The following is a 20,015-nucleotide window of genomic DNA, read 5'->3' on the forward strand; positions in this document are numbered from 1 at the left end:
TCTTCATGGGCTACGTAGCCAAGTATGGGCGAACTCACCCTATCGTATTGATCGCCTCTAGTCTCGGGCCTCCTTTGTGGCTCCTATTTTTGGCCATAGACCCGCATGATCGCGGCGGTCAGTTCGTTGTGCCGCTGCTTTTGCTGTTTTCAGCCACCCCTGCCCTCATTGTAATGGCGATCATCTATATCGTACGGGCGCGTAGAAGTGCGGGCCATGCGTTGAGAGTGGATGCTGATGGCGTTTACTTCGGTGCACATGGGGAGGTCGGCCCGAGGCTGTTTCCTTGGGATGAAGTGAGCGCGCTGGTGCTGTTCACTCGACGAACCCTTGTGCTGCGGGGAATTGTGAGATGTATCGGCCTGCGCCTTCATCCATATTCTATGGATTCGCCTGAACGACATCTTGACGACTTGCGTAAAGCGTTGCGGCGCGAAGATCTTGAAGATGCTGAGTGTGCAGATATTCGACGACTGATCGATCAACTTTCTCAAGGTCGGCTTGAAATGGCCGTAAGTTGCTATGTGGAGGCACGTGGTTGGCGGTATCGCTCGGACGGATTGCGTCGTGCTTTTGAGACCTATGCCCCAGGTGTTCCGGTCGCTGTCTACTCGGACAAGGCATACTGGGATTTGGTTGGCTGGACAGCCGGCCGGGATAAGTTGGCCGAAATATTGGAGTCAGTCGAATTGCGGAAATGGCGTTAGCGGTAGCAGTCGAAGCAGCACCAATTGAGTCTTTTTACCTGTAGTGCGAGTGCTCGTCGATCACGGCGTGATCGCGGGTGGTGTCGGCCGGAATCGTGACGAAATCCTGGTGGGAGGGGTGATCATCACAACCTCCGCCATCCACACCAGGGGTTTCGCATGCTTGTGCATCGTGCTTCGCTATCGTTGTCGCCGCTCTCGGCCGCGTAAAGGGTCGGCAGCGGGATTCGGCGGCAGCGAACCGCTAACCATGGCCGTCAATGCCGGACACGAGGGTCTCGGTCACGTCGTACAGGTCGACGACGGGTCGACGGATGCGTACGCCGTTCAGCGAGGTGTAGGTGAGATGCCCCGGCTCGACCCATACGTTGATGTCCTCACCGGCAGGAACTGGGACGCTCACGAGTGAGACCCCCCTGCCATGGCGGTGAGAGACGTTCGCGATTCCACGTCCGGTCAGTGTGGAGGTCAGGTGCCTGGCGACGATGACCGGCGGGGCGGTCGTGCTGGCGTTGGGCCAAGGGCCGGGAAGGGAGAAGGCGCACCATACGACCTTCCCGCGAACGTCCTGGCCGCCCAACCAGGACCGTGTCGGGTGAGCGCCCCAGGCAGCGGCGAGCATGCCAACGATCCCGATGCCCTTCCCATGTTCGTCAAGCAGATCGCGGGGAGCGGTGTCCGGCCAGGAGGACCGACAGGTGTCGAACACCGACACCACGAGCTGCGGCGCCGGCGTGGCTCTGGCCCACACCCACAGCTCGAGCGTGCCGATCTGGACACCGGGGCCAGCGCCCAGCCCGTGGTTGAACGCATTCGTGGCGAGCTCGCTGGCGGCCAGGACCGCGTCACCGGCCGTGTCGCCTCTCAGGCCCAACGTCGTCAGGGCGATACCGAGGAGCGAACGAGCCACAGACGCGCAACTCGCGTCCGCAGGGAGCCGCCACGCACACATGCCGCCGAGCGTGATATCGGCGACACGCCCTATTGGCATTTGTCCGGACTGCGCGATCTGCGCCATTTTGGAATCATCCTCGCCGGTCAGAGGTTTTTCGCTTCGCGCCCCAGCTTGCGCTCCTTGACCTAGGCTTTTGTTGTTCCGATGGAACTTCGGAACTTCGCGAATGTGGAGGCGGTTCGATGAACATCAACGAATCTCCAGATCCACGGTCCTCAATGTGGGCGTGGATCGCCTACTCGCTGCGGTTCCATCGAATGCAGCGCGGCCTCACGGGAGACGCCGTGGGCAAGCTGCTCAACTGCGCACGCTCATCAATTTCCAGACTTGAGAACGGCGAGGCGAAGCTGGACGAGAAGCAGGCCGCCATCCTGGACGAGGCATGGAACACGGGCGGCCACTTCGGGATCATGGTCTGGTACGCCCGCCAGGGCCACGATCCGACGTGGTTCAAGAGCTTCACGGAGTTCGAGGCCCGTGCTTCGAGCATGAAGATCTACAGCGGCCAACTCATCCCCGCCCTGTTCCAGACGCCCGCGTACGCACGAGCACTTCTGATCGAAGGCCGTGAACCCGGCCTCGACCTCGACCTCGCAGTGAGCGCTCGGATGTCACGTCAGAGCATCTTGACCAGGAAGAGTCCACCCGACGTGTGGGTGTTGTTGGCCGAGACAGCCCTGGGTTGCCTGGTCGGAGGCGCAACCGTGATGCGTGAACAACTCGGCAAGCTCCTCGAATTCTCGGAACTACCGAACGTGTTCCTCCGCGTCGTTCCCAACTCGGCCGGCGCAAACCCCGGTCTCGACGGCTCATTCAAGATCATCAAAGTCAAGGAGGGCCAGGTCGGATACGTCGATGCCTTCCATGGAGGACGGCTGGTGGCCGACCCCGCAGAGGTTGAGAGGTTTGCAGTAAAGTTCGATCAGATCGGTACGGTCGCCCTCCCCATCGACGCCTCCCGAGCTCTGATCAAGCAACTGATGGAGACCTTGAAGTGACAACTCCGATGTGGCGTAAGAGCAGTCACTCCTCGGATGGGACCACTTCCCAGTGCGTAGAGGTTACCCAGCTCACAGGCACGATCGGCATACGAGACAGCAAGGACCCGGATAGCGGACACCTCGCCCTCTCGCCTGCGAGGTTCGCCGACCTTGTACGGCAGATCAAGGACGCGTCCTGAGCCGCAACACTACCCATACTTGCCTCGGGCTTTCATCAGCGCTGGGATGGCGTGGTCTGTATAGACAAGTAAAGCGTCTTCGAGCTGGAACGATAGGGCTTGTCGAGAGTCCTGGCCGTGCCAATCCAGAAGGCACTTTTCGCGTGAAAACTACAGCCCGGTATACCAAGGTAGGCGTGTCCGCGGACGGATTGCGGATCGTCGACCAGGCCGGGGCCGATCCTGCTGCTGGACGCGCTGCCTGACGGGACATGACTAGGCGCCTTCGGTCGGGCTGGAACGCTGGCGCAAGCCGCGGGCGCTGTCGGTGTTCAACACCTGTCGGTAGCAGTGGGCGGCGACGTTGGGATCATGGAGGCGATCAGGTGACGGCCAAGTGGCGTAAGAGTAGCCGCAGCGAAGGCAGCCAAGACGGCGCTTGCGTAGAGCTAGCCAACCTTGGCGCTGTCGTGGGCGTCAGGGCCTCCAAGGCCCCTGAGAGTGGACACCTGCCCCTGTCCACTGGGAGCTTCGCGGCTCTTGTGGCCCGCGTGAAGCGGGCAGAGCTGGATCTGTAGAGAACGAAATGAGCCCATGAGCCCCCGGCATGTGTGCGGGGGCTCTGCTATGTCTGGGGCGTAGACCAGTCGCCACCTCCCTCAATCCCCACGGATGGGGTCGAATGGGGCTCCAGAAGGCTCCAACAGGCCTGAGTCTCTGATTGACGAATCTAGCTCTCTACCTGCACAGACAGGTGCCATGCCGGATGATGCTGATCTAGTCAGCACTAGGCCGAAACTCCTGTTCGTTACCTTGCGATGTTCCAGCACCCGAGCTGCTCGGCCTGTTTCGCGTTGCCCGATGCGTTTGGCCATTTCGAGAAAACCTTCGTCGCCCTGAACACTGCCGGAGACGGTACGGAGACGGGGCGGAGGCGTTTCCACGACGGCGCGGAGACGTCCACGAGGTTGTCTTTCCTCTGGAAAGCAACCGCGAGATGAGAGGAATTTCTTGAGCTCCAGGATTCAGCATGCCTGCGGCGCAGCGGCGGCAATTATGGCTGTGACGACGATCGCGCTAGCTCCCGTTTCATCGGCAAGCACGTCCGACGCCTCACGACTCTCTCGAACCGAGGGAATCATCACCTCCACAGTCGTTGGAAAATCGACCGCGAATACCTCGGCGAGGCCATGGAAGGCTGGTTGTTACTTCAAGCCCGTTAAGCCCTTCCGGCTGCGGAAGGGAGGGCCATTGCACGGTCAAACCAAGATCACAGGATGCTTCGGCAAGCCGGACAACTGCAAGATGTATACCATCCTCCAGGACTGGAATCCGGGCACCAAGAAGTGGGTGAACAAGTCGGTCAAGCGTGAGGGCTGGCGCAACTGCAAGGTCAATCGGACGCAGACGGCCAAGTACAAGTGCAAACCGGATGTCCGCAAGCACTATTGGCGCAGTTGGTCGCTGGCGGTAATTCGCAAGAACGGGATTACCGGTACCGTAGGGAGTAAGGGAAGCCCGACCATCGGCGACTACTGCCGGTAGGAGTACCGGGGGCGGTGGGTTTTGATTCACCGACCCCGGGCGCGGTAGTCTCCTGTTGACCATCGCGAGTGGTTCTGGTCATATCCGCTGATGTGTCAGGACCCTCGGAGACGCGGGTGTGGGGTGTGGGATGATGGGGCAGGATGACGGAGTCTTCGGCACGGTAATCGTCGGGAAAGTCATCGCCGAGACGAACGGCTTTTTGCTCAGGTTGGACCGCGTCATGGTCAGCCCAACGGAGCTGACTTTGCGACTGAACCATCGGTGTGACGAGGATTTCGCCCCGGATCCGTTTATGGATGACTTCACGTTGACTCTCGCTGGAGGTGTCCGGATGGGATTTAAATATCCGGACGGGCGATCTGTTCACTTGGCAGGGGGAGAGGGTTTTCCTGGCCGGAGTGGCGCTCAGGGAGATGCGTCGGATCCCGAGTTCCTTGAACTGAGGGCAGAAGGGAACTTTTTGGCGGGATCTGCTGACTATTCGGTCAGACCGTTGCCGGAGGCGGGCGGAACTTTCTTTGTTGAATGGCGGCACCTACCTTCCGGTCGCGTGGAGTGGAGGGTCTCTGCCGAAATCATCGAAGCTGGCATGGCTGCTTTCACGAGACTTTCTGGGCTGAGCGATGGGGCATTCAGTGAATTCATCGGTGACTTGGGCGCGGTCGCCGCGCAGCTGGCCGATCGCGGTGCCGTCGTCGTCGGTCCCGAAGCGGGATACGACCCCCACGTGAGCGTGCCGGTCGCCAGCGGGGCGATCGACGTGCATCGGGTGACAGAGAGCGATGTCAGGAAGATCACCGACCTGCTGCACGACGCGTATCTGGTCGAGGTCAGTGGGAATCTAGACGCGACGATCATCATTCTCGGCGACGGCGACGAGGCGTCTGCCACGGTGCGTGCACTCGCGGCCTGGATGGGGACTCGTTAAGCAACTCCCTGCCGCGGCGCGGCGTGCCACAGCAGACCTCCAAGCAAGGCCTACGTCACGGTCTGCAGCAGCGTGAAGAAGCGCGGATACTGCGGCCGTTCAGGCTGCTTGAACACCTCCGCAACACCTCGTGCCAGTCGCCCTCGGAGCCAGCCCCCAGGCTCCGGGGGCGCCGTGCGTCCGCCCCGCCCGGCCGTCGGAGATTTCTTCAAATTTCTCGATTTCGGAAGCAGCAGGGGCGGGGCCTCGTGCATCTACTTTGCGTACGGGGTTCCAGAGGCCGGAGTGCTGCGGAGGAAACGATGTCGACGGGATGTCAGAGTGACGGGGGTTCACTGGAGCTCATGCCGTCCGTGCGGTGTCACCTCGACGGGTTCGAGGTGCCGTTGACGGAGGGGATGCGTTCTCTGGTCATCACGGTGGCGCTGGAGGGGGATGGGTTGCCCCGACGGGCGTTGCAGGTTCGGATGTGGCCTGACCTGGAGAGCTGCAGCGCGGCCAAGCGGCTGCGTCAGCTGCTCTGGCGGGTGAAGCGCGAGACGGGTGACCGGCTGCTTAACGCCGCGTCGGGATGTGTACGGCTGGCCGAGACGGTCTCAGTGGACCTGCGCTCGGCGGAACGTCGGGCACGGGGGATCGTCAACGGGGAGATATGCCCGTCCATCGACCCGGCCGAATGGTCCTTTCTCGGGGAGGAGCTCCTGTCCGGGTGGCCGGATGAGAGTGTGTGGGAGGCGCAGGACCGCTGGAATCGCCTCCGGCTGCTCGCGCTGGAACGGCTGGCGGAGCGGGCGCTGCAGGCGGGGGACTTCCCGGCCGCCATCGAGCTCGCGAGCGTGGCGGTGAGTGTGGACGAGTTCAACGAGGTGCCGCACCGGGTGATAGCCGCCGCTTATCTCGAGCGGGGGGATCTGGCGAGTTCCTGGCGGGTCTTCACCAAGTTCCAGCAGTTGCTCCGGCGGGAGATGGGGCTGGAGCCGAGCGCCTCGTTCCGCGATCTGGTCGGGCGGGGGCGAGTAGCGCGCAGTGCTTAGCTGCTCTCTGCCCGGCTTCTTTACCCCGGGTCATTAGCCATGTGTGGACATAACGCGACTTGGGGTGCGGCGACCCCTATGATCCCCACGTGGTCCGTGAGCCTGCCCGCCGTTCTCCGCTGGGCTTCCAAGACAGGCGCGGGCGCGTCGTTTCCTGCCTGGCGGTGGGGCCGCGGTGACGTCCGATGTCGTCGCGACGTCCGCCCTGGCAGCCCTTTACCGGGAACACCAGGTCGGGCTCATCCGCATGGCCGTGCTTCTCGTCGGTGACGAGGCGACGGCCGAGGACGTGGTCCAGGACGTCTTCCTGCGCATGCAGGACAAGGCGCCTCGGCTGGACGATGAGAAGAAGCTCCTGGCGTACGTCCGCGCCGCGGTGCTGAACGGCTGCCGGATGACCCTCCGGCGCCGCAAGAGGATGTGGCAGAGGACAGAGCCGCATCAACCGCCGGTATGGTCTGCCGAGTCGGCGGTGATACTCAGCGAAGACCGCCGTGAAGTGATGCGGGCGCTGTCGCGTCTGCCCCGCCGGCAACGCGAGGCGCTCGTTCTTCGTTTCTATCTTGAGCTCTCCGACGACGAGGTCTCCCAGGCGATGGGCATCCGGCCGGGAACCGTGCGTTCGACCATGACTCGGGCGCTCGCCGCGCTGGCTCGCGAGATGGGAGAGGAGGTCGGGGCATGAGCATCGAGGACAAGCTCCGCGACGCGCTGCAGGCCACTGCGAACACGGTGGACGACCAGGTGCACCGGCCTCTGCCCGAGCAGAGACCGCGGCCCTCGACGCTGAGACTCCGCCTCGTGCCCCTCGGCGCGGTTGCCGCCGTCCTGATCCTCCTCGTCGGATTCCTGACCGCACAGCGACTCTGGGACGATCCGGCGGAGCGCCTCCAGCGGACGCCGGTCATGCCCAAGTTCATCTTTGCGAGCACCGTAGACGGCGGTGACACTCCCAATGATTCGTCGTTCAGCCTGGAGGTCCGCGAATCGGCGACGGGGCGGCTTGTGGACCGGCATAAGGCGCCCAAGGGCTTTGAGTTCGACGGGGTGGCGGCTCTCAGCGACAACCGCACGTTCTACGTCACCTCGGGGCCGCAATCGGAGAAACCGTGCCGGACGACGATCCAGCGGGTGCGGGTCAGTGACGCCGGAAAGATCATCGGGATGGAACCGATCGCCAGCGGACCGGTCGCGGGCGTCGGGCCGGACAACGGAAACGGACCACTCGCCGTCACACCGAACGGCACGAAACTGGCATATGCCGTTCTGGACTGCAGCGCGAGGTCTAGCGAGGAGGCGGCGGGGGAAAGAGCGCGTATCGTGGTCGTTGATCTGGTGACCAACACGCAACGAGAATGGCATGATTCGGGGCAGGGAGATGGTGCGAGCCAACTTTCCTGGACGGCCGATGGAAGTCAGCTCTTCTTCGTGCGCCGGGTTCAGTCCAGGGACTCAAGCGTCAGATATACCGAAGAACTACGAAAGATCAAATCCTCCGTGTCTGGCGGGGCACAGTTGGCTGGTAACAGCAATCTCATCCAGACAGTGACGTCGCCTTCCGTCTACGTGTCCGCGTTGGCCAGTCCAGATGGCCGTTCTGTGCTCACCTCTGCAATGGAATTGCAGCTGGGAGCCGAGTCTGGAGGCCCGAACAGCGTTCCGGACCCGTCGAGTGAGGCCCAGGGCCCGGTGGAGCTGCTTGAACTCTCGGCTCAGGACGGCCGTATGCTGCGCCAGATCCGGTTGGCGAGCGCGTCGTGGCTGGAAATCTTCGCTTTCAAGAATGATGCTTCAGGCCTTTACCTGCTGACTAGCGGCGGGATCGTCGACCTGCACAAGGGAGGCCCGGCACATCCGCTGAAAGGCCTCGGCGGTGTCGCCGACTTCGACTGGTGACGACTTGACTCAGTAGACCCTCTGCCATCTGCCGCACTCGGTCTTGTAGCGCTTCTTTGGCGTCAGTCCGCATTCCCGGATGTACAGGTGGCTCGTATAGTCTGAAGTGAAGAATTGCTTTATTTTCTTCTTCTTGTAGACCGTGTAGTAATCCTTCTTGTAAGGAAGGTCCGCCGGTACACCGGAGCTCTTGAAGAAGTACACCTTGCTGGTGTGCTTTCCGCTGCCTTCGGTGGCTCGGAACTGAACGGCTGCAGCAAGGCCATTCTTTTTCAGATCCTGTAGCCAGCCCCTGATAGTGACTCTCTTCGAAGTACGCGTGTACGTGCCGCCTACCTTGATGCTCGTGTAGCTGGCCTTCGTCGCCCACTTGCGCCCGGCGGCGGCGTTCGCCTCGCTCGTAACGGCGCTGATCGTGCTGACGGAGACTGCGGTCACGGATGCGACGGTCGCGGCGGCGAGACGGCGGCGCATGGCGTTCCCTTCGATGCGAGCCTGGCGGAACGATCCGAACCTAGCACTCCCAAATGACAAGGGCCCGACCTCTGAGAGGCCAGGCCCTTGCATGGTCCGCGATGGGAGCGGGACAGGGATCAGAAGAGCTTCTTACCCTTGCCGTAGTAGAACTTTTTGGTCTTCGAGCTGCGGCCGCACTCCTGCACCCAAAGGTGGCTGCTGTAGCTGGAACTCGTCCGGATCGTGATCGTGCCCTCGCCGTCGAAGAAGTAGCGCGTGCCGTTCGGTCGGACGCCGACGATGTGGTGGCGTGACCAAGTAGCCCTCTTGCCCTCCTGGAAGAGGAATCGGACGCAGGCCGTGTAGTAGTTCGCCTTCGTGTCCTGCAGGTAGGCCTTCACATAGGTCTTGCCGCCGCTACGGGTGTAGGTGCCCCAGGCGTTGATCCTGGGGTAGGAGTTGATCGCCTTCCAGCTGCGCGCGGCTGCCGAGGCCGTGGGGGCGGCGGCCGTCGAGGCGGCCGTCGAGGCAGCGGAGTCCACCAGCTTGGCGGAGTCGGCCTGGGCGGGGGCGCTGATGGCGGCCATGCCGGCCATCAGGGTTCCGGCGGACAGAGCAACGGCTGCAAAACGCCGCATGAATCCCTCCATGCACTGAAATCTCGGAGATAAAGCCAGGTCAACGTAGCAGTCGCAGCAAGATCATTTTTATGGTCGGCTTAGGGGTTGACCAGGGGTGGTCGGCTGTGCGAACAAATCCCCCGCAATGGACGTCCAACAGTCTTGGGAGACGCCTGAGACTCGTGTGCCAAGTCTTCAGAGCGCCTGCCGAGGGGGCGTCGTCACTCCAAAAATCGGACAGAAGATGACAAATTTCCCGACGCTTGCTTGGGTTGTTTCAGTGGCGTGAAGTTGATCACATCTCCACCCTGGGATTGAGTCTGAGGGCTATCGAAGGGCTGATACGGGTCCATTCCGGCGTATGACGCGCGGAGAGCGGCGACACGGTTCGCTTGGTACATGGCCGAGAACGAGAAGGACGCGGGCTCCGAGCAGCAGGGCGAGAGCGGCTGGCTGGCGTGGTTCCGTGGGGCGTACGAAGCCCTCATCACGGTCGTGGTCGGCCTGGCCTTCTTCGTAGCGTTTGCGTACGCCAAAGGGGTGTTCTGAGCCATGGTCGCCAACGAAGAGAACGAGACGGACGACTTCTCGCTTGACGCGTTGTGGGTCGTGGCGGCCGTCCCCGCTGGCGCGGCGTGGGCTGCGTTGAAGTTCTCCGACCATGGTGTGTGGCGCTGGCTGGCCTTCGGCCTGGTCATCGTGGCGCTGAGCGTCGCGCTCTGGGGCGTGGCCGGGGCCGTACGACGGCGCCAGTGGAAGAAGCTCGCTGGCTTCTGGACGATCGGCGCCATCGTCGTGCTGGCCAAATGGCTGGTCTTCTAGCCCCTTTGACCGGGGCGTACGAGGCCGGCGTCGTAGGCGAAGATCGTGGCTTGGACGCGGTCGCGGAGGTCCAGCTTCGTGAGGATCGCGTTCACGTGGGTCTTGACGGTGGCGGTGCCGATGCCGAGCGTCGCGCCGACCTCGGTGTTGCTCAGTCCTTGGGCCACATGGAAGAGGACGTCGCGTTCGCGCTGGGTGAGCAGGTCGAGGCGGTCGTCCGCCGGTGAGGGCGGGGCGACGGTCCCGCTGACGAACGCGTCGATCAGGCGGCGGGTGACGGCGGGGGCGAGCATGGCCGCGCCCTCGGCGACCGTGCGGATGGCGTCGACGAGTTCCTGCGGGTCGCAGTCCTTGAGCAGGAAGCCGGACGCGCCCGCGCGGAGCGCGCCGTACACATACTCATCCCGGTGGAACGTGGTGAGCACCAGGATGCGGGCCGTCGCCTCCGGGCCGCCGGTGAGCTCACGGGTGGCGGTCAGCCCGTCCATGCCGGGCATGCGGATGTCCATGAGAACGACGTCGGGCCGCAGCTCGCGTACGGCACGCAGGGCCTCCGCGCCGTCCCCCGCCTGTCCGACCACCTCCAGGTCGGGCTCGCCGTCGATGATCGCGGTGAAGCCCGCGCGGACGACATGCTGGTCGTCCACCACCAGCACCCGGATGCTCACGTCTGTTCCTCCATCGCGTCCAGCAGCTCACGCATGTCGACGAGCGCCGCCCGTGCCTGTTCGGTGACGACCTCGAGGGCCGCCTGTGCGTCGGCGGCGGTGCCGGCGAGGCCCGCCTCGGCGGCGCGTACGAGCCGGGAGGTGTGGTCGAAGACCGTCCCGCGCAGTCCCATCGCGATGCGGTGGCGCTCCGCCAGCACCGCCTCGCCCGTACGGGCGGCCATGGTCTCCAGGGCGTTGATCTCCCAGCCCCTGCTCCGGGCGGCGACGGCCTTCCCCCAGGCCCAGAACGGCAGGAGCGTCAGCGCCGAGAACATGCCGCCCGCGACAAGCCCGAACATGAGCGCGAAGACGGCCGCGCCGGGCTCATCGGGCTCCGGATCCACCGCGAGCGCGGCTCCGATCGCCACTGCCCACGGGATGGGGCCGATGAGCACGGCGGGCCAGGTCGGTCTGCCCTTGCGGGCATAGCAGGCCACGGAATAGACCGCGATCAGCTCCGCCGGGAATCCCACCGCGAGCACACCCAGGAGCGGCTCGGACAGCCGTGCCGCGACCGCTGCCCAGATCGAGTCCACGACGACCAGGGCGATGAGCGTGCCGTACGGGTTGCGCCGCCGCCACCACAGCGGGAGCGCGCGGCCGAACAACGCCACCGTGATGAGCATCATCGCGCCGACCGACCAGCCTTGCACGATCGACTCTTCCTGGAGCGCGAAGGCCAGGATGGCCGGCGCTCCCACGCAGAACGCGATGGCGGTGGCATCGAGGACCTCCGGCCAGTCCAGGCCGCGCCGTGGCCCTGCCGGGGTGGTCGGCAGGATCGCGTCGACCGACCAGCCGCCCTTCGGGCACGGGCCCGCGTCGAGCGTGCCCCCGAGTCCGGCTGCCCGTTCCCGCATGCCGGTGATCCCGCGGTTGGTGCCGAGGACGGGCACGGCGCCGTCCTCACCGGGAGGGTCGTTCGCGACCGTCACCTCCAGGGCCGCCGAGGTGTAACGGGCCTCCACCCGCACCGGCGCGCCCGACGCGTACCGCATCGCGTTGGTCAGGGACTCCTGAACGATGCGGTACGCGGCGGTGGTGACCTCGGGGGGCAGCTTCCGCGGCCGGCCCTCGACCGTCAGCGAGACCGGGATGCCCAGCCGGGTCAGGCCGTGGCACAGCGGCGGGAGCAGCGACTTCAGCTCGCCGTCTCCGGCTTCAGGCCCCACGACGTCCACGAGCTTGCTCAGCGATTTGAGGACATCGCGGCCGGTCTCCGCGGCGACCGTCAGTGCTCCGGTGGTCAGTTCCGGATCGTCCAGGCGCGCGGCCGCGCCGCTGTGGACCACCACGGCGCTGAGATGGTGCCCGGCGACGTCGTGCAGGTCGCGGGCGAGCCGCTCGCGTTCTGCCTCCGCAGCCGCACGACGTTCCTGCTCGGCTTCGGCCAGCCGGGCGGTCAACTCCAGCCGCCGCGCCTTGCGCTGGCGCCGGATCTGCCCCAGCGCGGTGATCGCCACATAGAAGAGCACGTTCGCGAGCGTGTCCAACCACAGGTCCGTCCCGCCGTTCAGATGGGGGGCGGACGCCAGGCTGACCACGGCGCAGGCGGCGAAGCCGCCGATCATCGCGTGCCGGGGGCCCCGGTGCACCGCCAGCGAGTAGAGGGCGATCGCGTCGGTCACCCCGTCGACCAGCGTGTCCCCGGTGCCGACTGCCAGCTGGCCGATCCCGTTGATCAGCACCACCACCGCCAGCACCTGGACGGGGGCCACGCGCCGCCAGATCAGCGCGACGCACGAGCAGGCGACGGCGACGTTGAACACCATCCACTGCCGCTTGTCCAGGGGCTCTTCCAGCGCGATCAGGTAGGTGACGCCCAGTTGGAAGGCCGCAGTGATCGCGGGCACGGCGAAGTCCGCCACGCTCGGCCACCGCTGGACGCCCCCGTCAGTCCTCACGGGAATGACCTTATGGGGCCATTACCCAACTTTCAGCTAACTCCCAGGGCTCAGTCAGGAAGGCAGGGGGTGGCGCCGTCCAAGGTCATCCTGGGGCGTCGGTTGCCTTCGAGGCGGACTGTGAACGTGACGGCCGGGTTGTCGCGGGTCATGGCGAACGAGCGGTGCTCTCCCTTGCCGCGGGGTGGTTCGGCGAGGCGGTAGTCGCGGTCGCTGATCAGGCCGAGCATGATGCCGGTCGCCTGGTCGACGAGCACGACGGGGGACGGGCCGGGGCGGAGCGGGAGTTCGGCGCGCAACGTTCGCCGGGCTCGTCCATCCCCGCACGGGTCCGTCCGGTCGCTGAGCGTGCGGGGGCGGGCGCCCGGTCCGCTGAGGCGTTCGGCGCCGTCCCGCAGAACGTGGGAGGCGTCGGCTTCGAGGCGATCGGAGGATTCCGAGAGCGCGGGCCCCCAGGCGCAACCTGTGATCAGGGCGGTCCCGATGAATCCCCCGAGAAGGCCGAACCCGGCAGTGGACACGGCACGTAGCTTAGACGCAGAGTGCCGTTGCACTTCGCAGGGTAATCACTTCATTACGTCAAGCACGCGGCGACGGTGGGGACATGCCTGAGGTGCGTGGCTGGTTCCGGGGCCCGGTGGTCACCGCGGGGATGCTGCTGCTGACCACCGTTCTCGGCCTGCCCATGTTCGCTCTGCCCGCGCATGCCGCGCCTGAGCCGCCGCCGGTGGCCGAGAGCATTCCGACCTACGACGTGGTGCTCACGATCCGGTCCGACGGGCTGCTGCACGTCCGCGAGACCATCACCTACGACTTCGACCTGGGCGGCGAGCACGGGATCGTACGACGCGTCTCGTACCGCAAGAAGAACCGGCTGTTCGACATCCGCGACGTCCGCACCAGCTCCTCAACCGGCGCGCCGGCCCGTGCCCAGACCGCCAAGCTGCTGCACGACGTGCAGATCAACGTCGGTGATGACCGGCGCCGGGTGCGCGGGCGGCAGGCGTATGTGATCGAGTACGACGTGGCCTGGGCGTTCACGCCGTACGAGGGTCATGACGAGCTGCTGTGGGACGCGCTCGGCAGCGACTGGGACGTGCCGATCGGCGAGGCGGCCGTACGGGTGGAGGGGCCTGTCCCGCTCAAGCGCGTCAAGTGCCAGGCGGGGACGGCCGAGTCCGCCACCCGGTGCCTGCGCGATCGCGACGGCCCGTACGCGGTCGACTTCACGCAGAGCGGGCTGCGGCCGCGCGAGACCATGACCATCCGCGTCAGCCTGCCCAAGGGCGCGATCAAGGTGCCGCCGCCGCACTATGCCCGTCCGCACTGGCAGGGAACGTGGGTGGGCACCGCCGCGCTCGCGCTGGCGCTCGCCGCCGTCGTCCTGCTGGCACGCCGTCCGGCGCCGCGCCCGTACGCCGGGGAGACGCTGATGGCGGTGGGCACGGTGCTGATCGTCGCGGATCTCGCCGATGACATCATGGTCCGCGGTTTCTGGGCGTTCTCGCTGGGTGACGGGTGTCTGGCGGGCCTCGCGCTGGTGATCACCGGGGCCGCTGCCGTCGGAACGCGGCGATCTCGGACAACGGAACACGCAGCGGTGACCGGATTGGGAGATTAGAGTTGGTCGGAACGCCGTCAGGATGAACACATCGTCCCCGGTGTACTTCTGATTAACAGACGGCGACGGTGAGGGGAGGCGCAGGGCGTGCGCGAGTACCTGCTCACCATCCTGGTCGCCGCCCTCGTCACCTACCTGCTGACTCCGGCCGTGCGCAGCTTCGCCGTGTGGTTCGGCGCCCAGGCCGAGCCCCGCGACCGCGACGTCCACGTCATCCCGACGCCGCGGTTGGGCGGGCTGGCGATGTTCGGCGGCCTGGCGGCGGCGCTCGTGCTCGCCCACGGGCTGCCGGTCATGGGCCAGGTCCTGGCCAACGCCGACATCGGCACCGGCAAGGCGCTGCTGCTCTCAGGCGGGCTGATCGTGCTGGTCGGCATCGCCGACGACCGCTGGGGCGTGGACGCGCTGACCAAGTTCGCGGGCCAGGTCGCGGCGGCCGGCATCTTCGTCATGCAGGGCATCCAGCTCTACCAGCTGCCGCTGCCCTCCGGCGAGGCGATGTCGCTGCCTCCGGCGTACGGCGTGCCGCTGACCGTCTTCGTCGTGGTCGCCACGATCAACGCGGTGAACTTCATCGACGGCCTCGACGGGCTGGCCGCGGGCGTGGTGGGGATCGCCGCGATGGCGCTGTTCTCCTACGCCTACCTGCTCTCGTACACCAAGGGCCTGACCACGCTGGCCGGCTCGACCCTGACGGCGGCGGTGCTGGTCGGCGTCTGCGCGGGGTTCCTGCCGCACAACTTCAACCCGGCGCGGATCTTCATGGGCGACACCGGGTCGATGCTCATCGGCCTGCTGCTGAGCGCTGCGACGATCATGCTGACCGGAACGTTCGACCCCGCCGTCATCGGCGCCTACGCCCAGATGCCGTTCTGGGTGCCCATCCTGCTGGTGCCCGCGGTCGCGGCCGTGCCGTTCATCGACATGTTGCTCGCGGTCTGGCGCCGTACGAACCAGGGACACTCTCCGTTCGCCCCCGACAAACAACATCTCCATCACAGATTGCTGGAGCTCGGCCACTCGCACCGGCGCGCTGTCCTGATCATGTACTTCTGGGTCGCGCTGATCGCGTCCAGCCTGGTCGGGCTCTCGACCACCAACTCGGTGGCGCTCGTGTCCTCGGTCACCATCGTGGTCGCGATCGCGGGAGTCGTGGTGATGCTCGGCGTCCCGCGCATGCGCCGCCGCAACCCCCGTCACGCAGGCAGCCCGGCTCCCGCCCCCCGCCCCCGCCAACCCGTCTGACGGGGCGAACCCGTCTGACGGGCGGAGAAGCGGAAGGCGCGGCATCTCCACGGGAGACTGTGGGAGATGCCGCGCCCATGAGAGGCCTGCTGAGATGTCGTCGACGGCTAGCTCAGCGCCACTTCGAGTCGCACGAGGACCTCAGCTTGTTCCTGGTGCAGGCCTTGATGTAGAACTTCTTGACTCCCTTGGAGCTGAAGCTCCAACCCTCGGTCTTGCCAGGCTTGCTCTTGTCGATGCAGTCGAGAATCGACTCTCGGACGTACTTCTTGACGTAGCGGACCTTGATGCAGGCGGAGCGGTTGTCGCCCTTGAGGTCGTACATCTTCCCGGACGCCCAGACCTTGGAACCGCTCCAGCAGATACGCCCGGTGACCGAGGCGCCGGAGATCTTGCTCCACGTGTTCCGGCAGGCGGCGGTCGAAGCCTGTGGGTCGGCCGGAGCCTGCTGGACGGCGGGAGCCTGCTGGACGGCGGGAGCCGCCACCTGGGTTGTCAGGGCAGAGGCCGGAGAGCTGGTCAACGCTCCGATGGACAGCGCCGCACCGGCGCAGGCCGTCATCGCCGCGATTTTCGCCGCAGGAGCCATGATGGTCCTTTCCTGGGGGATCCGCCTGTCTGGGCGGGGGCTTCGTTGAGCCCGGCGCGAGCGAACCAGAGGGATGTCTCCAGGATGTCTTCGAGCTGTCTCCGGCGCCGGTCAGCGCAGGTGCCTGTCTCCGGCCAGGGGCTTTCCGGGGAACGACGTGATGACCTGGGCTACAGTCCGTGTGGGGAGAGTGACGAGCGCGATCGTCGATGCGTTACCTCTAGGGTAATTGCGGACGTTCTGGACGCTTGTGATACCTTTCACGAACCAGAAAGAACACTGAAAGTGACCAGCCGGAGCCCACATGCAGCCTTCCGACGCCCGGATTCTCCGCGGCGCCGCGATCCCGTCCGCCCTTGCGGGTGCCGTCGCCATCGTGGCCGGCCTCCTGCTCGGCGGAGCCAAGGGGGCGCTGGGTGCCGCAATCGCCACCGTCGTGGTGATCGCATTCTTCAGCATCAGTGTGGTGGCTGTCAGCTACGCATCCAAGATCTCCGCGCAGATGATGTTCGCTGCCGCCGTCTTCAGCTACATCTTCAAGATCCTCGGCATGTTCGTGCTGATCTCGGTCTTTGAGGATGTGACCGCCTGGAACAACAAGGCCTTCGCGTGGGCGGTGATCGCCCTGACCCTGGTGTGGATCAGCGCTGAGATCCGCCACACCCTCACGACCAAGACGCTCTATATCGACGAGCCCGCAGAGCCCGCCGACGGCCCGAAGGCCCCCGCTGACCGGAGTCCGTGATGGCCTCGTGGGCGGCGTTGGCACGAGTGGACTACTCCAATATGACCACGAGGGGGGTGGCCTGCTATGGTCCGTCCTGCGATGAGCGAGGAGGGGCATCGGCCCGATCCGGGGTCCGAGGATTCGGATCACCGCAACTTCGCCAACGCCGCCTGGTCCATTCCCAGCTACGTGCTGAGCGGAATGGCCGTCTACGGCGGCCTCGGCTGGTTGCTGGATCGCTGGCTGGGCACTTCGGCGCTGTTCCCCATCGGAGTTCTGGTGGGCCTCGGTCTCGCGCTCTACCTGGTCTACAACCGCTACGGGCGCTGACGCTCCCGCCTGCGGAGAAGACCACCACCGTCTTTGGAATCAAGTCGCGCCTCTCGGGCACGCACAAGCAAGCACCGACCGAACAGTTGGTCACTGACGAAGGGACTGCCGCGTGAGCGCGCCGCGCCTCCTCGCCGCCGAGGGTGAGACGTTCCAAGACCACGTCCCCGGGCTCAACATCTTCGACTGGCCGCCGCTGTTCGAGAACGGACCCGCGTGGCTCGACTGGCTGACGAAGCCGACCCTCATCGTCCTGCTGTCCGCCTTGGCGATCATCGTCTTCGCGTGGCGTGCGTTCCACGCGCCGCAGCTGGTGCCGAAGGGCGTACAGAACGTCGGAGAGGTCGCCTACCTCTTCGTTCGTGACCAGGTCGCCCGGCCCATGATCGGCGCGGACGGCGACCGGTGGATGCCGTTCCTCTTCTCCACCTTCTTCTTCATCCTCTTCATGAACGTGTCCGGCGTGATCCCGGTGCTGCAGTTGCCGGCCACGTCGCACATCGCGATCCCGATCGTCCTGGCCCTCGCGGTCTACGTGATGATGTTGTTCCTCAGCATCAAGAACCAGGGTCTGGTCGGCTACTTCAAGAACATGATGTTCCCGCCCGGCCTGCCGGGGCCGATCTACGTGATCCTCGCGCCGATCGAGCTGCTGTCCAACATCATCCTCCGGCCCTTCACCCACGCGGTCCGGCTCTTCGCCAACATGTTCGCCGGTCACCTGCTGATCGCCTTCTTCGCGAGCGTCGCATGGTGGTTCCTGGCCGAGAAGCTCACGGTCCTGGGCGCGGGCATCGGCATCGTCGGATTCCTGATGTCGATCATCATGACCGCGTTCGAGATCTTCGTGCAGAGCCTGCAGGCGTTCATCTTCACCCTGCTGGCCGCCTCGTACATCGGCGGCGCGCTGCACCCAGAGCACTGACCCGATCTTCAACTCCGCAACCACAAGCTCCGGTGGCCACAACCCCACCGGCCGACTGAGAAGGAAATCAGAATGGGCACTCTCGCTGCTGTCAACGGCGACCTTGGCTCCATCGCGTACGGTCTCGCCGCCATCGGCCCCGGCGTCGGTGTGGGCATCATCTTCGGTCAGGGCGTGCAGGCCATTGCCCGCCAGCCGGAGCTGACCAACGTGATCCGTCAGAACATGCTGCTGGGCTTCGCGCTCACCGAGGCGCTGGCCCTCATCGGTTTCGTTGTGGGCTTCGTCCACAGCGCCTGACCCTCCTGGCACTTTCCTGACAGGAAGGCGGAACTCTCATGTACAACCTCCTCGCCGCCACGGTGGCGCAGGAAGAGACGAAGTACGAGCCGCTGCTCCCCGAGACCGGTGAGCTGGTCGTCGGCACCATCGCCTTCGCCATCGTCCTGATCCTGGTCGGCAAGTTCCTGGTCCCCAAGATCCAGGAGACGCTCGCCGAGCGTTCCAACCAGATCGAGGGTGGGCTTAAGCGGGCCGAGGAGGCGCAGGCGGAGGCTCAGGCCACGCTGGACGACTACAAGGCCAAGCTGGCCGAGGCCCGGCACGAGGCGTCCCGGTTGCGCGAGGAGGCTCGCGAGCAGGGGGCGCAGATCGTCGCCGAGATGCGCGAGCAGGCGCAGGCCGAGTCGCGGCGCATCGTCGAGGCGGCGCAGTCGCAGATCGAGGCCGAGCGGCAGCAGGCGTTGCAGCAGCTCCGGGCCGAGGTCGGCACGCTGTCGGTCGAGCTGGCCGGCCGCGTCGTCGGCGAGTCCCTGGAGGACTCCGCCCGGCAGAGCCGCGTGGTCGACCGGTTCCTCGAGGAGCTTGAGGGCCGGGCTCGTACGCAGGAGCAGATCACATCATGACCATCACGGGAGCGGTGAGCAGGGCGTCGCTGGCGGAGGCCAGGGAGCGGCTGGAGGCGGTCATCCCTTCCGCCGACCTGTCCGTCCTCGGCGGCGACCTGTTCGCGGTGCTGAACCTGATCGACCGCGAGCACGGTCTGCGGCGGGCGGTGTCCGATCCGGCGCGGGACGGTGCCGACAAGGCGCGGTTCATCCAGGGGCTGCTGGAGGGCAAGGTCTCGCCGGCCGCTCTCGGGCTGGTCGCCGATGTCGTCCGGCTGCGGTGGTCGAAGCCGTCGGAGTTGTCCGACGGGATCGAGTTCCTCGCGGTCAACGCCGAGTCCGCCCGGGCCGAGGCCGACGGGCGGCTGGACGATCTGGAGGACGAGCTGTTCCGGTTCTCCCGGGTCGTCGAGGCCGAGCCGCAGCTGCGCGGCGCGCTCTCCGGGCCCGGACTGCCGGAGGACCGCAAGGAAGGGGTGGTGACCACGCTCCTGGAGGGCAAGGTCACCCCGTCCACGCTGACGCTGGTCACCGAGCTGGTGCTACGGCCGAGAGGACGTAGCCTGGAAGGCGGGCTTGCCGAATACGGCAAGCTCGTCGCGCAGCGCCGGGAGCGCCTGGTGGCACTCGTGCGCACGCCGGTGGAGCTGTCCGAGGCGCAGCGGACGAGGCTCGCCGCGGTCCTGGCGACCGCGTACGGCCACGAAGTACACCTGAACATCGAAATCGACCCCACGGCGATCGGCGGACTGTCGATCCAGATCGGGGACGAGATCATTGACGGCACGGTCGCCGGACGGCTGGATGATGTCCGGCGGCGGCTCGCGAGCTGAGGCGGGGTCTGGGGGTCGCCCCCAGATGAGTTGACGATGCCCGGAGCGGAGCGCCAGCGGAGTGACAAGCTTCGTCAGGCCGCTTGCGGGGGACTGGGGGTCGCACCCCAGATGAGAAC

26 protein-coding genes are annotated in these 20,015 nt (G+C 65.7%); 19 read left to right on the forward strand and 7 right to left on the reverse strand.

From position 1 onward, the window contains the following. The first annotated feature begins 5 nt into the window (after positions 1-5). Entirely contained in the window at positions 6-707 is a 702-nt protein-coding gene (locus ACH34W_RS16840) for a hypothetical protein (protein WP_395961821.1), read from the forward strand. A 244-nt stretch (positions 708-951) separates the two neighbouring features. Here ACH34W_RS16840 and ACH34W_RS16845 read toward each other — a convergent pair whose 3' ends face one another. After that, positions 952-1,617, reverse strand: a complete 666-nt coding sequence (locus tag ACH34W_RS16845) for an ATP-binding protein (protein WP_395961822.1) — start codon at positions 1,615-1,617, stop codon at positions 952-954. 227 nt (positions 1,618-1,844) lie between these two features. Here ACH34W_RS16845 and ACH34W_RS16850 point away from each other — a divergent pair, with 227 nt between their 5' ends. The 8 genes from ACH34W_RS16850 to ACH34W_RS16885 all read left to right on the forward strand — a co-directional run bounded on the left by ACH34W_RS16850 (position 1,845) and on the right by ACH34W_RS16885 (position 8,227). Next, positions 1,845-2,660 carry a helix-turn-helix transcriptional regulator gene (locus ACH34W_RS16850; protein ID WP_395961823.1) on the forward strand — a complete coding sequence of 272 codons (816 nt, stop codon included), beginning with the start codon at positions 1,845-1,847 and terminating at the stop codon, positions 2,658-2,660. Between the two features lie 8 nt (positions 2,661-2,668). Beyond that, positions 2,669-2,842, forward strand: a complete 174-nt coding sequence (locus ACH34W_RS16855; RefSeq protein WP_395962231.1) for a DUF397 domain-containing protein — start codon at positions 2,669-2,671, stop codon at positions 2,840-2,842. A gap of 251 nt (positions 2,843-3,093) precedes the next feature. Then, complete coding sequence (locus tag ACH34W_RS16860) at positions 3,094-3,399, forward strand: DUF397 domain-containing protein (RefSeq protein WP_395961824.1); 306 nt, start codon at positions 3,094-3,096, stop codon at positions 3,397-3,399. Positions 3,400-4,072: 673 nt separating this feature from the next. Continuing rightward, on the forward strand, positions 4,073-4,366 hold the full coding sequence (locus ACH34W_RS16865) for a hypothetical protein (RefSeq protein ID WP_395961825.1): 294 nt from the start codon (positions 4,073-4,075) through the stop codon (positions 4,364-4,366). Positions 4,367-4,496: 130 nt separating this feature from the next. Continuing rightward, positions 4,497-5,297, forward strand: coding sequence for a hypothetical protein (locus ACH34W_RS16870; protein ID WP_395961826.1), 801 nt, complete (start codon positions 4,497-4,499; stop codon positions 5,295-5,297). 344 nt (positions 5,298-5,641) lie between these two features. Beyond that, a complete protein-coding gene (locus ACH34W_RS16875) occupies positions 5,642-6,331 on the forward strand; it encodes a BTAD domain-containing putative transcriptional regulator (RefSeq protein WP_395961827.1) in 690 nt (229 codons plus the stop codon). Positions 6,332-6,506: 175 nt separating this feature from the next. Next, complete coding sequence (locus ACH34W_RS16880; protein ID WP_395961828.1) at positions 6,507-7,016, forward strand: RNA polymerase sigma factor; 510 nt, start codon at positions 6,507-6,509, stop codon at positions 7,014-7,016. Further along, positions 7,013-8,227 carry a hypothetical protein gene (locus ACH34W_RS16885; RefSeq protein ID WP_395961829.1) on the forward strand — a complete coding sequence of 405 codons (1,215 nt, stop codon included), beginning with the start codon at positions 7,013-7,015 and terminating at the stop codon, positions 8,225-8,227. Before ACH34W_RS16880 ends, ACH34W_RS16885 begins: the two co-directional genes overlap by 4 nt. Positions 8,228-8,236: 9 nt before the next feature. On the opposite strand, the gene ACH34W_RS16890 is transcribed toward ACH34W_RS16885, so the two are convergent. Further along, the gene (locus ACH34W_RS16890; RefSeq protein WP_395961830.1) at positions 8,237-8,701 is read right to left on the reverse strand and encodes a hypothetical protein; all 465 of its coding nucleotides are present in this window, start codon (positions 8,699-8,701) and stop codon (positions 8,237-8,239) included. Positions 8,702-8,820: 119 nt separating this feature from the next. Beyond that, positions 8,821-9,321, reverse strand: a complete 501-nt coding sequence (locus tag ACH34W_RS16895; protein ID WP_395961831.1) for a hypothetical protein — start codon at positions 9,319-9,321, stop codon at positions 8,821-8,823. Between the two features lie 381 nt (positions 9,322-9,702). On the opposite strand from ACH34W_RS16895, the gene ACH34W_RS16900 reads away from it, so the two are divergent. Continuing rightward, positions 9,703-9,852, forward strand: coding sequence for a hypothetical protein (locus ACH34W_RS16900; protein ID WP_395961832.1), 150 nt, complete (start codon positions 9,703-9,705; stop codon positions 9,850-9,852). 3 nt (positions 9,853-9,855) lie between these two features. Then, positions 9,856-10,125 (forward strand): hypothetical protein, encoded by a 270-nt coding sequence (locus ACH34W_RS16905; protein ID WP_395961833.1) that lies wholly within the window; start codon positions 9,856-9,858, stop codon positions 10,123-10,125. Here ACH34W_RS16905 and ACH34W_RS16910 read toward each other — a convergent pair. From ACH34W_RS16910 to ACH34W_RS16920, 3 genes are read right to left on the reverse strand one after another with little or no spacing between them, the layout of a single operon-like run. Continuing rightward, a complete protein-coding gene (locus ACH34W_RS16910) occupies positions 10,122-10,793 on the reverse strand; it encodes a response regulator (protein WP_395961834.1) in 672 nt (223 codons plus the stop codon). The two genes, ACH34W_RS16905 and ACH34W_RS16910, sit on opposite strands and share 4 nt — an antisense overlap. Further along, positions 10,790-12,739 carry a sensor histidine kinase gene (locus tag ACH34W_RS16915; protein WP_395961835.1) on the reverse strand — a complete coding sequence of 650 codons (1,950 nt, stop codon included), beginning with the start codon at positions 12,737-12,739 and terminating at the stop codon, positions 10,790-10,792. Before ACH34W_RS16915 ends, ACH34W_RS16910 begins: the two co-directional genes overlap by 4 nt. A 50-nt stretch (positions 12,740-12,789) precedes the next feature. Beyond that, positions 12,790-13,260 carry a hypothetical protein gene (locus ACH34W_RS16920; RefSeq protein WP_395961836.1) on the reverse strand — a complete coding sequence of 157 codons (471 nt, stop codon included), beginning with the start codon at positions 13,258-13,260 and terminating at the stop codon, positions 12,790-12,792. 83 nt (positions 13,261-13,343) lie between these two features. On the opposite strand from ACH34W_RS16920, the gene ACH34W_RS16925 reads away from it, so the two are divergent. Continuing rightward, on the forward strand, positions 13,344-14,360 hold the full coding sequence (locus ACH34W_RS16925; protein ID WP_395961837.1) for a DUF2207 domain-containing protein: 1,017 nt from the start codon (positions 13,344-13,346) through the stop codon (positions 14,358-14,360). Between the two features lie 87 nt (positions 14,361-14,447). After that, on the forward strand, positions 14,448-15,605 hold the full coding sequence (locus ACH34W_RS16930) for a glycosyltransferase family 4 protein (protein WP_395961838.1): 1,158 nt from the start codon (positions 14,448-14,450) through the stop codon (positions 15,603-15,605). Between the two features lie 112 nt (positions 15,606-15,717). Here the strand turns inward: ACH34W_RS16930 and ACH34W_RS16935 are convergent, their stop codons facing one another. Beyond that, positions 15,718-16,194 (reverse strand): hypothetical protein, encoded by a 477-nt coding sequence (locus ACH34W_RS16935; RefSeq protein WP_395961839.1) that lies wholly within the window; start codon positions 16,192-16,194, stop codon positions 15,718-15,720. 304 nt (positions 16,195-16,498) lie between these two features. Here ACH34W_RS16935 and ACH34W_RS16940 point away from each other — a divergent pair, with 304 nt between their 5' ends. From ACH34W_RS16940 to ACH34W_RS16965, 6 genes are all read left to right on the forward strand, one after another. Beyond that, positions 16,499-16,939: a hypothetical protein gene (locus tag ACH34W_RS16940; protein WP_395961840.1), complete on the forward strand. Its 441-nt coding sequence runs from the start codon at positions 16,499-16,501 to the stop codon at positions 16,937-16,939. 81 nt (positions 16,940-17,020) lie between these two features. After that, positions 17,021-17,251 carry an AtpZ/AtpI family protein gene (locus ACH34W_RS16945; RefSeq protein WP_395961841.1) on the forward strand — a complete coding sequence of 77 codons (231 nt, stop codon included), beginning with the start codon at positions 17,021-17,023 and terminating at the stop codon, positions 17,249-17,251. Between the two features lie 112 nt (positions 17,252-17,363). Continuing rightward, positions 17,364-18,176 carry a F0F1 ATP synthase subunit A gene (atpB, locus tag ACH34W_RS16950; protein WP_395961842.1) on the forward strand — a complete coding sequence of 271 codons (813 nt, stop codon included), beginning with the start codon at positions 17,364-17,366 and terminating at the stop codon, positions 18,174-18,176. Positions 18,177-18,248: 72 nt separating this feature from the next. Beyond that, a complete protein-coding gene (atpE, locus tag ACH34W_RS16955) occupies positions 18,249-18,476 on the forward strand; it encodes an ATP synthase F0 subunit C (protein ID WP_395961843.1) in 228 nt (75 codons plus the stop codon). Positions 18,477-18,514: 38 nt separating this feature from the next. Next, on the forward strand, positions 18,515-19,081 hold the full coding sequence (locus ACH34W_RS16960; RefSeq protein ID WP_395961844.1) for a F0F1 ATP synthase subunit B: 567 nt from the start codon (positions 18,515-18,517) through the stop codon (positions 19,079-19,081). Then, complete coding sequence (locus ACH34W_RS16965) at positions 19,078-19,896, forward strand: F0F1 ATP synthase subunit delta (protein ID WP_395961845.1); 819 nt, start codon at positions 19,078-19,080, stop codon at positions 19,894-19,896. The genes ACH34W_RS16960 and ACH34W_RS16965 overlap by 4 nt, the downstream gene beginning before the upstream one ends. Positions 19,897-20,015 lie beyond the last annotated feature (119 nt).

Source organism: Actinomadura sp. 6N118 (assembly GCF_044326415.1).
GTDB lineage: Bacteria > Actinomycetota > Actinomycetes > Streptosporangiales > Streptosporangiaceae > Spirillospora.

What these genes read in the sequence shown, in the direction of transcription:
- ACH34W_RS16940 (WP_395961840.1), top strand. Translation starts at nt 16,499, where the DNA reads ATGCAGCCTTCCGACGCCCGGATTCTCCGCGGCGCCGCGATCCCGTCC.
- ACH34W_RS16925 (WP_395961837.1), top strand. Translation starts at nt 13,344, where the DNA reads ATGCCTGAGGTGCGTGGCTGGTTCCGGGGCCCGGTGGTCACCGCGGGG.
- ACH34W_RS16960 (WP_395961844.1), top strand. Translation starts at nt 18,515, where the DNA reads ATGTACAACCTCCTCGCCGCCACGGTGGCGCAGGAAGAGACGAAGTAC.
- ACH34W_RS16895 (WP_395961831.1), bottom strand. Translation starts at nt 9,321, where the DNA reads ATGCGGCGTTTTGCAGCCGTTGCTCTGTCCGCCGGAACCCTGATGGCC.
- ACH34W_RS16860 (WP_395961824.1), top strand. Translation starts at nt 3,094, where the DNA reads ATGACTAGGCGCCTTCGGTCGGGCTGGAACGCTGGCGCAAGCCGCGGG.
- ACH34W_RS16890 (WP_395961830.1), bottom strand. Translation starts at nt 8,701, where the DNA reads ATGCGCCGCCGTCTCGCCGCCGCGACCGTCGCATCCGTGACCGCAGTC.
- atpE (WP_395961843.1), top strand. Translation starts at nt 18,249, where the DNA reads ATGGGCACTCTCGCTGCTGTCAACGGCGACCTTGGCTCCATCGCGTAC.
- ACH34W_RS16945 (WP_395961841.1), top strand. Translation starts at nt 17,021, where the DNA reads ATGAGCGAGGAGGGGCATCGGCCCGATCCGGGGTCCGAGGATTCGGAT.
- ACH34W_RS16870 (WP_395961826.1), top strand. Translation starts at nt 4,497, where the DNA reads ATGATGGGGCAGGATGACGGAGTCTTCGGCACGGTAATCGTCGGGAAA.
- ACH34W_RS16855 (WP_395962231.1), top strand. Translation starts at nt 2,669, where the DNA reads ATGTGGCGTAAGAGCAGTCACTCCTCGGATGGGACCACTTCCCAGTGC.
- ACH34W_RS16850 (WP_395961823.1), top strand. Translation starts at nt 1,845, where the DNA reads ATGAACATCAACGAATCTCCAGATCCACGGTCCTCAATGTGGGCGTGG.
- ACH34W_RS16840 (WP_395961821.1), top strand. Translation starts at nt 6, where the DNA reads ATGGGCTACGTAGCCAAGTATGGGCGAACTCACCCTATCGTATTGATC.
- ACH34W_RS16900 (WP_395961832.1), top strand. Translation starts at nt 9,703, where the DNA reads ATGGCCGAGAACGAGAAGGACGCGGGCTCCGAGCAGCAGGGCGAGAGC.
- ACH34W_RS16935 (WP_395961839.1), bottom strand. Translation starts at nt 16,194, where the DNA reads ATGGCTCCTGCGGCGAAAATCGCGGCGATGACGGCCTGCGCCGGTGCG.
- ACH34W_RS16965 (WP_395961845.1), top strand. Translation starts at nt 19,078, where the DNA reads ATGACCATCACGGGAGCGGTGAGCAGGGCGTCGCTGGCGGAGGCCAGG.
- ACH34W_RS16905 (WP_395961833.1), top strand. Translation starts at nt 9,856, where the DNA reads ATGGTCGCCAACGAAGAGAACGAGACGGACGACTTCTCGCTTGACGCG.
- ACH34W_RS16875 (WP_395961827.1), top strand. Translation starts at nt 5,642, where the DNA reads ATGCCGTCCGTGCGGTGTCACCTCGACGGGTTCGAGGTGCCGTTGACG.
- ACH34W_RS16885 (WP_395961829.1), top strand. Translation starts at nt 7,013, where the DNA reads ATGAGCATCGAGGACAAGCTCCGCGACGCGCTGCAGGCCACTGCGAAC.